The following is a 12,777-nucleotide window of genomic DNA, read 5'->3' as shown; positions in this document are numbered from 1 at the left end:
CCCGCTAGCGTCGAGCCTGCACGTTCTTTCCTGACCTGCTCGACCCAGCGGCGCAACGCAGTAGGGCCGATATCGAAGTTGGCGCAGACCTCAAGAATGGGCTGGTCTTCATCAAGCACCATGCTTGAAGCATTGAGCTTGAACTCGCTGGAATAGGACTTTCGCATCATCATGCACACCTTAGATTTGGGCGCCATCATAGCGCCCTATTGATGTGTCCAATTTCATTAGGCCAGATCAGCCTGCTCGCGATAGCGGTGTGTCAGTCAACAAACATGCTGATTGAGACGGCCTCATCGCGAGCAGGGGGTTGCGGTGGTATTAGAATCCGCGATGGCGCTTGAGGTGCTCGTTGATCTTCGGCCATGGCCCGGTGAGCCTTGCCAACAACCCGCTCCCGCAGGCGCTAGATCGTTCCAGTAGGAGCGGGCTTGCCCGCGAAGCGATCTGTCAAACGCCGCTGTATTCGGTAGACATCAATCGTGGCATATCTCGGAGGCGAACCCAGGGCTCTTTCCGCCAGTGCAATAGCCTTAGCGTTCCCCCCGCCCATTCCATCAACCGCAAACGCGGTACTTGAGTCGAAATGGATCCAGCATCCTCCCGCAGCATCGGCACCACGTGGTGGGTCAACCAACGCCGTAAATGCCGGTTTTCCGGACAGTAGTGATAGACCAACATCGCGTACACGCCCGACTCACTCAGCATTAGTGTCTCTTGGGGCTCATCGCTTCCAGACAAACACATCATCCGGCGCTGATCGGCATCAAGCTTGAGTGCGTATCTGCCGTTTATATCCACGCCCATTAACCGGCCGATATCGCGGGCACAAAACCACGCCTCGACATGCAGTAGCAGTGCTCTCAGTTGGATGTGATGACGGATGAATGTTTTGGGTACGAAGTGAGCTTCTCTTGAAGCTGGTTGCGTTATTTCGGACTGATCTGAGTCAGCATTGATATCAGGGATATTGGGGGTAACTTTGACCATGGGCGAATCTCCGAACCAAGTGTGCCCCTAACGATTCGGGCTTGCAGTCCCGGTTACTGCATTGGCAGCGACGTCCCAGAGGTTAGCGATGCCGCAGATGAGGGGCAAGACAGACATTCCCTAATATTCGGTAGGAGCAATCATCAAACCGGAGGCGCCGTTAAACACGAATCTAACGTCGCAGGAGATCCAATGTGGGAGCGAGCCTGCTCGCGAAGCGATTTACCATTCAACATTGATGTCGACCGATACACCGCCATCGCGAGCAAGCTCAGCTCCTACAGGGGATATGCGGTGTGATTAGAACCCGCGATGGCGCTTGAGATGTTCATTGATCTTCGCCGCCGGCACTTTCTGCAAGCTGCACAGCAAATCATGCGACAACTCGCGCAACCCATGCTTGCGCCGCAGTTCTTCAGCCAGATGCGCCGTCAGGTTGGCAGCCATCTCGGCATCAGCCATGGCCCTGTGCGCCTTGCCGGTATCGGGCAGGTTGGCGAAGGTGGTAAGGGTGCCGAGCTTGTGGTTCGGCGCAGCTGGCATCAACCGCCGGGCCAATAGCAGCGAGCAGGCAAAATTCTGTAATCGCGTGCGCTTGATCCGCCCCAGTTCGAAGTCCCAGAACTTCTGGTCGAACGCGGCGTTGTGCGCCAGCAGCGGCGTGATGCCGACGAACTCATTGACTTCGTTCATCACCTGCTCCGCCAACGGCGCGGTGCGCAGCATGGCGTTGCTGATACCGGTCAGTTGCTCGATGAAGGCGGGTACGCGCACGCCGGCATTCATCAGGCTTTGGTAACGCTCGACGATGCGCCCCTGTTCAAGAATCACCACGGCAATTTCCGTGGCCCGGCAGCTGCTGCTCGGGGAGATCCCGGTGGTTTCAAAGTCGATGACTGCTATGCGTTCCAAACCTGTTTCAACTCCGTAAAAATCAATTCTTGAGCAGCAACGCGCCTTCAATGGGCACGTAACGGCTGGCGGCGCGGATCAGCGAATTGGCGGTCAGGCCCGGCACGCCGTAGGCCACCGCTTGCACTCCGTGTTTGCTGATGATGCGCTCCAGCAGCATGTCGAAATCACCGTCGCCGGAGGCCAGCACCACTTCGTCAACATGATCGGCGGCATCCATGATGTCCAGGGTAATGCCCACGTCCCAGTCACCCTTGGCCGAACCGTCGCTGCGCTGGATGTAGGGTTTGAGCTTCACGGTGAAGCCGAGGTTGCGCAGGATCTGCTGAAACTGCTGCTGTTTGCTGTCACCGCGATCGATCGCGTAGGCATAAGCCTCGACGATCTCGCCCTGTTTGCTGATGTCAGCCCATAACGCGGCGTAGTTGAAGTGGCAACCATAGGCCTGACGCACGGTGTAATAGAGGTTTTGAACATCGGCGAACACTGCGATTTTTTTCACCGCGGACTTCCTCTTGGCGCACAGGCGCGCAGGCGAGATCAGGCACCAGGCCCGAAAAGTTGCCCAGTATGCCAGCCCGAAGGATTGTTCCGCGAATAATCGGCCCGGGGCACGGTCGCGCCCCGGACGAATGGTGTGTCAGACGAAGGAATCGTCGTCATCGCCACCGAAGAACGATGAGCTGTCATCGTTGTAATCAGCGTCGGCAAAACCGCCCTGATTGTTGGAGTTGTCAGCCATGCGCTGGTCGTCGCCCCAGCCATTGCCGCTATCGTTCTGATCGCTGACCTGAGCTGGCTCTTCCTTGATCACTTCAACCACTTCCGGCTGCTGATTGTGATGGAACAGGCTGCTGATGCCTTGTGCCAGCATCACGCCACCCGCCACACCGGCTGCGGTCTTCAGCGCACCACCGAGAAAACTGCTGCCAGCCGCCGGAGCTTGCTGTTGCGGGGCGTAATTTTGTTGAGGCGGTGCTGCGCCGAAGTTTTGCTGTGGCGATTGCGAATTGAACGATGGTCGTGCCGGTTCGCGCCAGCCGCCCGTGGACGGCGCTGCACTCTGGCTCGGTGCTGGCTGCGGATCGCGGGCACTGCCACCGAAGATGCTCGACAAAAAGCCACCACCGCTCGGTGCCGGTGCCGCTGTCTGAGCCTTGGCCGATTGCAGTTCGGCCTGCAATTGCTGCACTTGCCGGGTCAATTGTTTGTTCTGTTCGTCGAGGCTCTTGATGGCGGCTTCTTGAACCAGAATCGCCTGGGTCATGAAATAGCCGGCCGCAGGCTGGCGAGTCAGGTGTTCCTTGATCCGCACCTCGGCCAGGGCGTCGCGCGGGGCTGAATCCGTTTCGGCCTGTTGCAGCCGGGAAAACAGTCCATCGATCAGGGTTTGTTCTTCGCTGTTCATGGCGACCTCGTAGATTGCCGGGAAAATCGTTGTCCTTTTCCGATGAGGATAAGGTGCTCCACCTTAATGGAGGCTGAAAGAAGTTGTTTCAACGACCTTTACCTTACGTTTACGTTTGCGCCTCAAAGGGGTTCATCGGTTAAAGTGGGCCACCGCGTCCAACCAGCGATACCGACTGATGAATCCGTTAGATGTACTGCGTGACTCCCTGTATTTCTTCAAGCGCAATCTGGGCCAGATCGTGCAGCTGTGCCTGCCGCTGGTGATCTTCGAGTCGCTCCTGCAACTAGTGGTCGACCACTCTACCGAGCCGGACAGTTTTCCCGGTGTCAGTGTGATCGTCGGCTTGCTGGTTTATCCGCTGTACACCGCCGCCCTGATCCTGTTTCTCGACGCCCGCAGCCGCGGTGAGGCGCCACGCAATCGCGATCTGCTGGCGAGGTCGGCCTACCTGTGGCCACGCTTCGCCTTGCTGACGGCGCTCAATACCCTGCTGATCCTGCTCGGCCTGTCGCTGTACTTCCTTCCCGGTATCTATCTGATGGTGACCCTGGCGTTCGGCGAATACCTGCTGGTGCTGCGAGGCCTGGCTCCGCTGGCGGCGATGAAGGAAAGCCTGCGCCTGACCCGTGGACACTTCATGCGCATCCTGGTGTGCATTTTGTGCGTGATGGGCCCGTTGTGGTTGCTCAAGGGCGCAACGCTGGCGGTATACCCCGAGCCGCAGAATCCGGTGATCTCACTCCTGATCGACAGCGCCCACAGCTTCCTGCAACTGTTCACCAGCGTGGTGTTGTTCCGTTTGTTCATGCTGATCAGCGAAGAACCCGCGAAAATTGATGGGCCGCTCTAACTGACAACACACTCTATGTAGCAACTGGCGAAGCCTGCGTCCGGCTGCTACAGGGTGCGTATTACGGTTGATCAGTGGGCATGCCCTTGGGAATAAGCGCGGCGCTCGGTTATGCTCAGGGCCATCTTTTGTAACGCTATAAGCCGAGCCATGACCCGTCTACTGCGCTACACCCTGCCGAGCCTGTTGATCGTGATCGGCGTGATGACCCTGATCTACAACCTGACCTGGCGCCCCGACGCCAGGGAAGTGGTGCCGGCCAGCTGCACGGTTCAAGCGCCAAGCCTGGTGTCCGGCCAGGCGTTGAAGGTGATGACCTGGAACGTTCAGTACCTGGCGGGCAAACGCTACGTGTTCTGGAACGATCTGGCACAGGGTGACGACGAGAAGCCGACACTGGAAGACATGGCCTTCAGCCTCGACGAAGTGGCGCGGGTGATTCGCGACGAAAACCCCGACATCGTGTTGTTGCAGGAGCTCGATGACAATGCCAAGACCAGCGATTACCAGAACCAGTTCAAGCTGCTGCAAGAGCGGGTCGCCGACCTGTATCCGTGCAGCGCTCGCGCCTTCGACTGGAAGGCCGATTTCGTGCCGCAGCCGCACATTTTCGGCAGCGTTGGCCGGCAACTGGTAACGCTCAGCCGCTACCAGATCGAACACGCCGAACGCCTGCAATTGCCGGTCGAACCAGCCAACGTGATCAGCCGCCAGTTCAAACCGAAAAACGCCCTGCTGGTGACTTATCTGCCGCTGAACGACGGCGGTCAGATGGCGGCTCTCAATACCCATCTGGACCGAGTCCTCCAGACTGACGAAACGTTGCAAGCCCAAGTAACGGCTATTGCCAAAGTCCTCGACAAGTTCGAAAGCCTTGGCACGCCGTGGCTGATCGGTGGCGACTTCAATCTGTTGCCGCTGGGGCAACTTCGCCGACTGCCCGACGACCAACGCACGCCCTACTCTGCCGAAAGCGCGCTGCATGTGCTGTGGGACAAGTACCCGATGATCCCGACCAACAACGAAGCCAGCGGAATCAACCGCGCGCGCTGGCTAACCCACTACCCGAACGATCCGGGCCTGAACGGCCCGGACCGGACGGTCGACTATTTGTTCTACAGCCCACGCATCAAACGGGTCGAGGCGACGGTGAGGCAGGACGATACGTTGCGCATCTCCGATCACTTGCCGGTGATTGCGCGGTTCCTGTTGCCCGCTGCGCCCTAACACGGGACTCATGACAAATGCAAAACCTGTGGGAGCGGGCTTGCCCGCGATTAAGGTCCAAAGGTGCTTGAGTGCACCTGCCCCATTCAGGAAACCTGAGGTGACCTGCGCTCGATCTCGATGCCAATGAGTGGACGCTTCAAGGCAATCGATACCCATGCCCCCACGGCTGCGATCACGCATGCGGCAAATCCCAACAGGAAGGACATGAAGCTGAGCTCTTGCGCGACAGCCAGCAGTCCGAGCACCGCTGCGGTTGCCTCGGCCGCCCCCCAGACACAGGTCTGGACGGCCATCGCGACAGAGCTTCGCCCTCTCCATATCTTGACGGCCTGGGCTTGATACAACGGGCCACAGATCATCTCGCCAATAACGATAAAAACCACCACGACAAACAGAATCGCCTGAGCTTGCGATGAAATGATCAACAGCAGGCATCCCGTCCCGATCAACAGGTTTGAAACGATGACGCGCCACAAGCGAGACACTCGCTGCGAGAGCGACGTTATATACACCTGGCTGAAAATGATGATCCCGCTCGCCACCAGGAACAGTACTCCCACCAACTCACTGGAAAAGCGCTCGCTCGCATAGGTTGGAAACACGTAATAAAACTGCGCATAGCCAATCATGGTCAGAAAATTGATTGCCAGAAATGCAACAACTTTAGGGGAAGCCTCGGATCCGTCCACCGTGGAAGAACGATCACCAACCTCCAGACCTGCTGAGCGTGCCAGGTGAGGAATCAATGTGGTGGAAGCAGTTGCAAGCACACCTAAAAGCAATGGCAAGGCAACAAACCAGTAACCCGCCCCGGCCAGTATCAATGATGCGATGAAGGGGGCAACACCGGCGCCGGCGTTCGCTGCAACATTCTCGTAGGAGAGTACGCGCTCGTGTTCGCCCTCACCGAAGTACTGAACGATATAGGAGATCTGGGAAATCGTAGCGATTTTTTGAGCCTCAAGTAGCGAGGACATCAAAAAACGGTGGGTACTTCAGACCTTCCCTAAAGATAACGCGCGAGACTCATCAGTTATCGGGGGTTGCCTCAAGCGCAGCCTGGATGACGAGCGCCAGGCTTTCCCAACTTCTGATATAGCCATCAAGGCGAGGGTGACGAGGAACAAGCCCCGTTTCAATTGCTTTTATCATCGCTGCTTTGATCATTTCAAAGGTTGCTAGTTCAGACATGACTTACTGCCCTTTAAACGTTATTTGATCCAGCGCGTCGACACCATCCTGCAGCAATAAATAGGCTGGAAATATCAGTCGAAAGAAGTCTGCATCAACCGTATGTTTGACGGTTACGGATGTCAGCGCCTCTAAAAGCCTGGTAGCGGCGCGTATTCTGAAACAGGCATCTTCAAACAGCAGATTTGGTGCGGCATGCGAGTCTATATAGAAAGTCGGGGTGTTGGATGCGTTGGCTTTAAGAGGCTGATAGCGATTCACAGATGAACTCCTTGAGAGCATTTATGTTATGACGATGCGACACTTGCTTTTAATTGAAAGGGATGTTGCTAGTCTTGCTTGACTGCTGAACCAGCGCGTAAGCGCAATGGCCAAAGGTTCATTCGATATTTATGCGGCCTGAGTGTTAGCTGAAGCCTGGCTTACACATACAGGACTCTTCGGTGGGCGAGGATTTGTCATCGCGGACCAAGCCATCAAGTCGAGATCCAGATCCAGATCCAGATCCAGATCCAGATCCAGATCCAGATCCAGATCAGTGTTAAACGTTCGCCAGACAGCTGACGGAGCTTTTCAAAAACCAGAGTATTCATTAGTCTCATCCCTGTTTTGACTGATCACTGCCAGGTTTCTGTTTTTCTGCCAGATCACCGCGCCATCCCGCGCACTCCTGTGAGCGGTCGACGGTCGCGAATCAACGAACAAAGAAGGCGATGACACCCGCCTCCTGCATGTTCATTCCTTGGTACTTTTGGTCTTTCGGGCCGCACGCCCGTCGTACTCCGGACGGCCAGAAACAATTAACCCGAAGAAATAAGGTTGGGCGCCTGAGTCCTCGAGCTGACGCCCTGACTTGTTATGCACTTCAATGAGAGAGAAAAGATCCACAAGACGGTCCTGAATCTGTTCTATTTCCGCATCTTTCAGTGTCACCATCGAGCTGTATTTGAAAGAACCTGAAACATCAAAGTATTCACTTTTTTCAGGTTTGAGCTGCGACCGTTCCACTTCGTAGCGCAGGAACTGATCCTTTAACCTCAATGCATCAACCGTTCTGGGCATCCTCAGCGTTGGCGCATGACGAACAAAGGGATCTTCAGGTGCTGTTCGTTCTTTGGAAACAAGGTGCAAGAAAGCTTCAGTATGTTGATCGTAGGCAAGGCCAATTTGCTGGCACACCAACTGGATTTCAGCAACGGATGCACTGTCCACCATATAGAGATAAGTCATCAATGGCAGCAGTTCAAAGTTCTCTTCGAATGCTGCAATCACCTCTTCGGTAATGATGAACTCACGCTCATACCGACTTAAACTCAGCGCCCGACGTAAAATTTTCGAATCATGCTCTCTCAGCTCAAACCTGGAAGAAAGATCCGTGACTTCGACACCTTTGCCAAACAGCATCTCGTGGACGTTAGCAGGCAGCAAGTCTCTGAAGTAATGCCAGAAATAATCAAAACTGACTTTGCTTGAGGCGTCGATACCAAGATGGTCATGCAACTCCACTGCGGCATCAATACTCAGGTATTTCCTTCCGGCCTCAACGTCACGATAGTAATTGGCCGAAAATGGAATATTGACCTCATCGAGAAACGTTGAAATCTTCAGATGCCCCGTTTCGATCCGCAACTGCATGAGAAACGCACCAAACGCTCGTTTACTATCCAAGCTCTTCAGCCTCTGCCGACAGAGTGACAACCACTCTGGTGGTATTTTTCTTGATTTTCATACTGGAAGTTACCACGCCTATTTCCTGCGTATTACGCACATGAACTCCCCCACAGGGAATTGACCAGTCTTCGCATTGCCACCAACGAAATCCATGTCCTTTGCTCGTATCCGCTTCCGTACGAATCTCATGACTTGCAGAGCAAAACTCGTTCAAGGTATCCGTCGCCCGCCTCAAACTGTCTTCGTCGAACTCTCCGATAAACTCGTATTGATTCTCCCCACCCTCGTCACTCAACGGAGAGCGTACCGGGTGTGGAATGGAACGCCCAAGCGTCTGCTCTAGCATGCAGTGCATCAAATGCATGGCTGAATGAAGACGCATCTGATGATATCGCAATGGCCAATCAAGCGTTGCCGTAGCCTGCTGGCCAATCGCGCACTCTCTCAGCAGCGTGAACGCCTCATCGTCAACGCTCAAGTAATGCCTGATCTGATCATCCCTTTTCTTGGTCGACACAATCTCCAACGCTCGCAGTGCCTCATTCTTCCCTGGGCCCGGGATATTCAACACGCCTCGATCTCCGAGCTGTCCGCCTCCTTGCGGGTAGAAAACTGTCTCACCAAGGAGCGCAAAAGGAAGACCCGCGTCGTCGTGTTCAAGCAAGTCGACTCGACATTCCAGTTGCTTCAGATACGGGTTTTCGTGAAATAAAGGCTGCGTTTCGCTCATTCTTACCTCGAGTAAAGTCTCACCGGATTGCGTTGGAAGCCCTCGCGAATCATCGAGGGCTTCCATGGCCTGCGGGCCTCACTGGCGCTTATGGGTTTCCAGTTTTTTCCTCAGGACGTTGCACAGTCTTGTCATCTGATCCTCACTCCCCTCTCGCAGGGTGAGGTCCTGCGCAATTTAAGACCGCGATCGGTCACTTGTTTCAATGTCACCTGATCAACTAGATGCTCCAGTTTGCGCATGTCCCCGATGACAGATTCGCCACCCTTCCCGGCAGGCTCCACGCATACGAAAGCGATGATCTCGGGCGGACTTTTCACATAGGCGATTTCCTGATGGAGGATGACTGACCTCGAGGAAGGTGTGCGGGTCGCTTCCGTGACCTTGCCCTGAATAGTCGAGCGTGGAGAGTTCCCGCCGACGTAATCCCGGGTCTGTAAGCCCAATGCGCCAATGGCCTTTTCAAACACGCCAGGGGCCCGGCACTGACTGGCGCCGCGAATGACAAGGGCCCCGTCATTCAGCAGGCGTGCATGGATGTCGTCCGCGGCGTCTAAAAAATTACGTTGCGGATCAGCGTATCCGCTGGCCACGAAATCGAATGTCCTTTCTGCATCACTGCCCTTCACTTTCATCACTCCTCACTTCCCTGGAATCGTCGGCATCTCCGTCTGCGATGCATTAAATACCACTCCCCATTACAAATTCAACAGACAGAAATATGTTTCTTCCTACAGATTATTTCAGACTTCGCGCGCGACCCCGCCGCCGGTCGCGCCGCAATAGCAACCCAACTTGTTGAGATCGCCCTGGGTGGGGCAGTGGTTACCGAGCTGATCCTAGGCTCGGTGGGAGCACTCAAGTCTGCCGACCCCTCAATCATCCTCGGCTACGCGATATGTGGTTTCATCGCCTTCATAATCATGCGACAACTGCTCGAAATGATTGTTGAAGAACCCGTCGCCGGCTCTTTCAGCCAGTTCGCCCACAATTACTGGGGCGGGTTTGCCGGTTTCCTGTCTGGGATGGAACTGCTGGATCTTGTACATCCTGGCTGGCATGTCGGAACTGACAGCCATAGCATCAAGCACAAACGCAGTGTTTCGCAGGCCCTCTACGGCGAGGTCTGAACGATTGCAAATCTCGGACGAGCCATCGCCCGGCTGAGGCCGGGTATATACGTCCTTACTTGCGGGGTTTGATCCGTGCTGTGGCTTCAGCCACCAGCGGATCATCCGGCCAATAATGCTTCGGATACCGCCCCTTCAAATCTTTCTTAACCTCGGCATAGGTGCTGCGCCAGAAGTTCGCCAAATCCTGAGTCACCTGCACCGGCCGGCGCGCCGGAGACAGCAGGTGCAGCTTCACCACTTGCCGGCCACCCGCAATGCGTGGGGTCTCGGCCAGGCCAAACAACTCCTGCAAGCGCACCGCCAGAATCGGCGGCTGCTCACTGTAATCCAGTCGAATCGACGAGCCCGACGGCACGCTCAGATGATGTGGCGCCTGCTCATCCAGCCGTTGCGGCAGCGGCCACGGCAGCAGGTTGTGGACGATGCTCGACAGGTCGAGATTGGCGAAGTGACTGAGCCGCGACACTTTACCCAGATACGGCATAAGCCAATGTTCGAGGCTTTTGAGCAGCGCGGCGTCGCTGACATCTGGCCATTCACTGTCGCCCTTGCCGGCAAGATCCAACTGACGCATCAACGCCACCCGCGCTTGCCACTGACGCAGCTCCGGTGTCCACGGCAACAACTCCAGGCCTTTGCGCCGCACCAGATTGACCAGCGCCTGACTGCGCGCGGTTTCGTCGAGGCCGGTCAGTGGTTCGCGACTGAGTATCAACTCGCCAACCTTGCGCTGACGCTCTGCGCGCAGCACGCCTTCGCGTTCGTCCCAATCCAGTTGATCGACAACGCGCACTTGCTCGGCGAGTACCGAATCAAACAGCGCCGGATCGAAATCTGTTGCCAGATAAATCCGCTCCTCACGCTGGCCCTGACGACTGCCGAGATCGGCAATCACCAGCCACGCCTGTTTCATCAGGCTGTCAGCCTCGGCGAACAACGCCGCGCGGCCGTTGGCCAAGCGATATTCCGCACCACCGGCACGCCGTTGCTGGGCGACGCGGTCGGGATAGGCCAACGCCAGCAGCGCGCCGAGCCAGCGTGGATGATCGGGATCGCTAACAGACTCCGACGCTTTGCCACGCAAATAACCGCGATATTGACGCGCCAGTTGCCGGGCCCGTTGCACACCGCCCTGTGCCCCTCGCGCGGCGCGTTCTTCGCCGGACAAAAGTACCAAGCGGCTGTGCAAATCGGCGCCAGCACCGCGCAAAATATCGCGTTCGCCGAGCAATGCCGCGACATCGCAGGCCATGTCAGCCAAGCCGAGCGCCTGACCACGCAACAACAAATGGGCGATTCGTGGATGCGCCGGCAGTTCGGCCATGGCCTGACCGTGGCGAGTCAGCGCTTCGCCCTCCAATGCGCCCAGGCGATCCAGTAAATCCTGCGCCTGTGCATAAGCGGCGGCCGGAGGTACATCCAGCCAGACCAACTGACCCGGCGTCACGCCCCAGCGCCCCAGTTGCAACGCCAGACCCGCGAGATCGGCCGAGAGAATTTCCGCACTGGCATACGCCGCCAGTTGCTCGTGTTGATCCTGTGACCACAGGCGATAACACACGCCCGGCTCCAAGCGCCCTGCCCGGCCCGCGCGCTGAGTGGCGCTGGCCTTGGAGATGCGCTGGGTGTCGAGGCGGGTCATGCCGCTGCCGGGGTCGAAACGCGGTACCCGCGCCAACCCGGCATCGATCACCACGCGCACGCCATCGATGGTCAGGCTGGTCTCGGCGATGTTAGTTGCCAGCACCACTTTGCGCTTGCCGGCCGGTGCCGGATCAATCGCCGCACGCTGGGCATTCAGGTCCAGTTCACCGTGCAATGGGCAGAGCAGCACCTGCGAACTATCGCCCAACGCATCGGCCAATTGTTGATGCACACGACGGATTTCCGCCTGCCCCGGCAAGAACACCAGAATACTGCCGGTTTCGTCATTCAAGGCTTCGAGAATGGTCTGCACCAGGCGCGGCTCGATGAATTCACCAGACTGAAACGGCCGGCCCCAGCGCATCGCCACCGGGAACATGCGCCCTTCACTGCGCAGGATCGGCGCATCGTCGAGCAAACCGGCCAGGCGTTCGCCTTCCAGTGTTGCCGACATCAAGAGGATTTTCAGCGGTTGATCGTCGCGGAACAGCTCCCGGCCATTCAGGCTCAGGGCCAACGCCAGATCGGCGTCAAGGCTGCGTTCGTGGAATTCATCGAAGATCAGCAGGCCAACGCCTTCCAGCGCCGGGTCATCCTGCAAACGGCGCGTGAGGATGCCTTCGGTGACCACTTCAATGCGGGTGTTGGGGCCGACCTTGCTGTCCAGCCGAATCCGATAGCCGACGGTTTCACCGACCTTCTCCCCCAATTCACTGGCCAGCCGTTCCGCCGCCGCCCGCGCCGCCAACCGGCGCGGTTCGAGCATCAGAATGGTCTGCCCGGCCAGCCAGGTCTCGTTGAGCAAAGCCAAGGGCACGCGGGTGGTTTTACCGGCGCCGGGCGGTGCTTCGAGTACGGCTTCGTGGCGTGTCGCCAAGGCTTCACGCAGGGCGGGTAAAACTTCATCAATCGGCAAAGAAATCATGCTGGCTCCCAAACAGAGCGGCGAGTATAACGGCGAACTGCTTGTCGTTTATCACGGTCCTAATTCATAACGACGTCGCTTCGTTTTCCA

14 protein-coding genes and 1 pseudogene are annotated in these 12,777 nt (G+C 56.9%); 3 read left to right on the top strand and 12 right to left on the bottom strand.

The window, feature by feature from the left end; genetic code table 11:
• The 5 genes from KGB06_RS29855 to KGB06_RS29835 all read right to left on the bottom strand — a co-directional run.
• Positions 1-167: transposase (locus KGB06_RS29855; protein ID WP_223522046.1), on the bottom strand; the 167-nt coding region annotated here is incomplete at its 3' end.
• Between the two features lie 283 nt (positions 168-450).
• Positions 451-990 (bottom strand): Bro-N domain-containing protein, encoded by a 540-nt coding sequence (locus tag KGB06_RS29850; RefSeq protein ID WP_223522032.1) that lies wholly within the window; start codon positions 988-990, stop codon positions 451-453.
• A 300-nt stretch (positions 991-1,290) separates the two neighbouring features.
• The gene (locus KGB06_RS29845) at positions 1,291-1,902 is read right to left on the bottom strand and encodes a PolC-type DNA polymerase III (protein WP_223522030.1); all 612 of its coding nucleotides are present in this window, start codon (positions 1,900-1,902) and stop codon (positions 1,291-1,293) included.
• A 22-nt stretch (positions 1,903-1,924) separates the two neighbouring features.
• Positions 1,925-2,404: an NYN domain-containing protein gene (locus KGB06_RS29840; RefSeq protein WP_007946629.1), complete on the bottom strand. Its 480-nt coding sequence runs from the start codon at positions 2,402-2,404 to the stop codon at positions 1,925-1,927.
• A gap of 138 nt (positions 2,405-2,542) precedes the next feature.
• Positions 2,543-3,310: a DUF2076 domain-containing protein gene (locus KGB06_RS29835; protein ID WP_223522028.1), complete on the bottom strand. Its 768-nt coding sequence runs from the start codon at positions 3,308-3,310 to the stop codon at positions 2,543-2,545.
• Positions 3,311-3,488: 178 nt separating this feature from the next.
• On the opposite strand from KGB06_RS29835, the gene KGB06_RS29830 reads away from it, so the two are divergent.
• Together KGB06_RS29830 and KGB06_RS29825 are read left to right on the top strand one after the other, a co-directional pair.
• Entirely contained in the window at positions 3,489-4,163 is a 675-nt protein-coding gene (locus KGB06_RS29830) for a YciC family protein (RefSeq protein WP_223522027.1), read from the top strand.
• A 150-nt stretch (positions 4,164-4,313) separates the two neighbouring features.
• Complete coding sequence (locus KGB06_RS29825) at positions 4,314-5,390, top strand: endonuclease/exonuclease/phosphatase family protein (protein WP_223522026.1); 1,077 nt, start codon at positions 4,314-4,316, stop codon at positions 5,388-5,390.
• 86 nt (positions 5,391-5,476) lie between these two features.
• Here the strand turns inward: KGB06_RS29825 and KGB06_RS29820 are convergent, their stop codons facing one another.
• The 6 genes from KGB06_RS29820 to KGB06_RS29795 all read right to left on the bottom strand — a co-directional run bounded on the left by KGB06_RS29820 (position 5,477) and on the right by KGB06_RS29795 (position 9,620).
• Positions 5,477-6,370: an MFS transporter gene (locus KGB06_RS29820; RefSeq protein WP_223522025.1), complete on the bottom strand. Its 894-nt coding sequence runs from the start codon at positions 6,368-6,370 to the stop codon at positions 5,477-5,479.
• Between the two features lie 52 nt (positions 6,371-6,422).
• A complete protein-coding gene (locus KGB06_RS29815; RefSeq protein WP_223522024.1) occupies positions 6,423-6,584 on the bottom strand; it encodes a hypothetical protein in 162 nt (53 codons plus the stop codon).
• Between the two features lie 3 nt (positions 6,585-6,587).
• On the bottom strand, positions 6,588-6,845 hold the full coding sequence (locus tag KGB06_RS29810) for a hypothetical protein (RefSeq protein ID WP_223522023.1): 258 nt from the start codon (positions 6,843-6,845) through the stop codon (positions 6,588-6,590).
• Between the two features lie 474 nt (positions 6,846-7,319).
• The gene (locus tag KGB06_RS29805; RefSeq protein WP_223522022.1) at positions 7,320-8,219 is read right to left on the bottom strand and encodes a hypothetical protein; all 900 of its coding nucleotides are present in this window, start codon (positions 8,217-8,219) and stop codon (positions 7,320-7,322) included.
• 25 nt (positions 8,220-8,244) lie between these two features.
• Positions 8,245-8,985: an alanyl-tRNA editing protein gene (locus KGB06_RS29800; protein WP_223522021.1), complete on the bottom strand. Its 741-nt coding sequence runs from the start codon at positions 8,983-8,985 to the stop codon at positions 8,245-8,247.
• Positions 8,986-9,116: 131 nt separating this feature from the next.
• The gene (locus KGB06_RS29795) at positions 9,117-9,620 is read right to left on the bottom strand and encodes a TauD/TfdA family dioxygenase (RefSeq protein ID WP_223522012.1); all 504 of its coding nucleotides are present in this window, start codon (positions 9,618-9,620) and stop codon (positions 9,117-9,119) included.
• Positions 9,621-9,767: 147 nt separating this feature from the next.
• Here KGB06_RS29795 and KGB06_RS29790 point away from each other — a divergent pair.
• Positions 9,768-10,065, top strand: a pseudogene (locus KGB06_RS29790) (aromatic amino acid transporter AroP); the annotation flags it as partial.
• A gap of 105 nt (positions 10,066-10,170) precedes the next feature.
• On the opposite strand, the gene hrpB reads toward KGB06_RS29790, so the two are convergent.
• A complete protein-coding gene (gene hrpB, locus KGB06_RS29785) occupies positions 10,171-12,687 on the bottom strand; it encodes an ATP-dependent helicase HrpB (protein ID WP_223522010.1) in 2,517 nt (838 codons plus the stop codon).
• Positions 12,688-12,777: the final 90 nt, after the last annotated feature.

The sequence above is a fragment of the Pseudomonas sp. GL-B-19 genome (genome assembly GCF_019956415.1).
Classification (GTDB): Bacteria; Pseudomonadota; Gammaproteobacteria; order Pseudomonadales; family Pseudomonadaceae; genus Aquipseudomonas.
Note: the sequence above shows the minus strand (reverse complement) of the source record. Positions and strands in the feature narration are given on the sequence as shown.

Excerpts from the sequence above, each read along its gene's own strand:
- KGB06_RS29850 (WP_223522032.1), bottom strand. The coding sequence starts at position 990 with ATGGTCAAAGTTACCCCCAATATCCCTGATATCAATGCTGACTCAGAT.
- KGB06_RS29835 (WP_223522028.1), bottom strand. The coding sequence starts at position 3,310 with ATGAACAGCGAAGAACAAACCCTGATCGATGGACTGTTTTCCCGGCTG.
- KGB06_RS29830 (WP_223522027.1), top strand. The coding sequence starts at position 3,489 with ATGAATCCGTTAGATGTACTGCGTGACTCCCTGTATTTCTTCAAGCGC.
- KGB06_RS29825 (WP_223522026.1), top strand. The coding sequence starts at position 4,314 with ATGACCCGTCTACTGCGCTACACCCTGCCGAGCCTGTTGATCGTGATC.
- KGB06_RS29820 (WP_223522025.1), bottom strand. The coding sequence starts at position 6,370 with ATGTCCTCGCTACTTGAGGCTCAAAAAATCGCTACGATTTCCCAGATC.
- KGB06_RS29815 (WP_223522024.1), bottom strand. The coding sequence starts at position 6,584 with ATGTCTGAACTAGCAACCTTTGAAATGATCAAAGCAGCGATGATAAAA.
- KGB06_RS29805 (WP_223522022.1), bottom strand. The coding sequence starts at position 8,219 with ATGCAGTTGCGGATCGAAACGGGGCATCTGAAGATTTCAACGTTTCTC.
- KGB06_RS29800 (WP_223522021.1), bottom strand. The coding sequence starts at position 8,985 with ATGAGCGAAACGCAGCCTTTATTTCACGAAAACCCGTATCTGAAGCAA.
- KGB06_RS29795 (WP_223522012.1), bottom strand. The coding sequence starts at position 9,620 with ATGAAAGTGAAGGGCAGTGATGCAGAAAGGACATTCGATTTCGTGGCC.
- hrpB (WP_223522010.1), bottom strand. The coding sequence starts at position 12,687 with ATGATTTCTTTGCCGATTGATGAAGTTTTACCCGCCCTGCGTGAAGCC.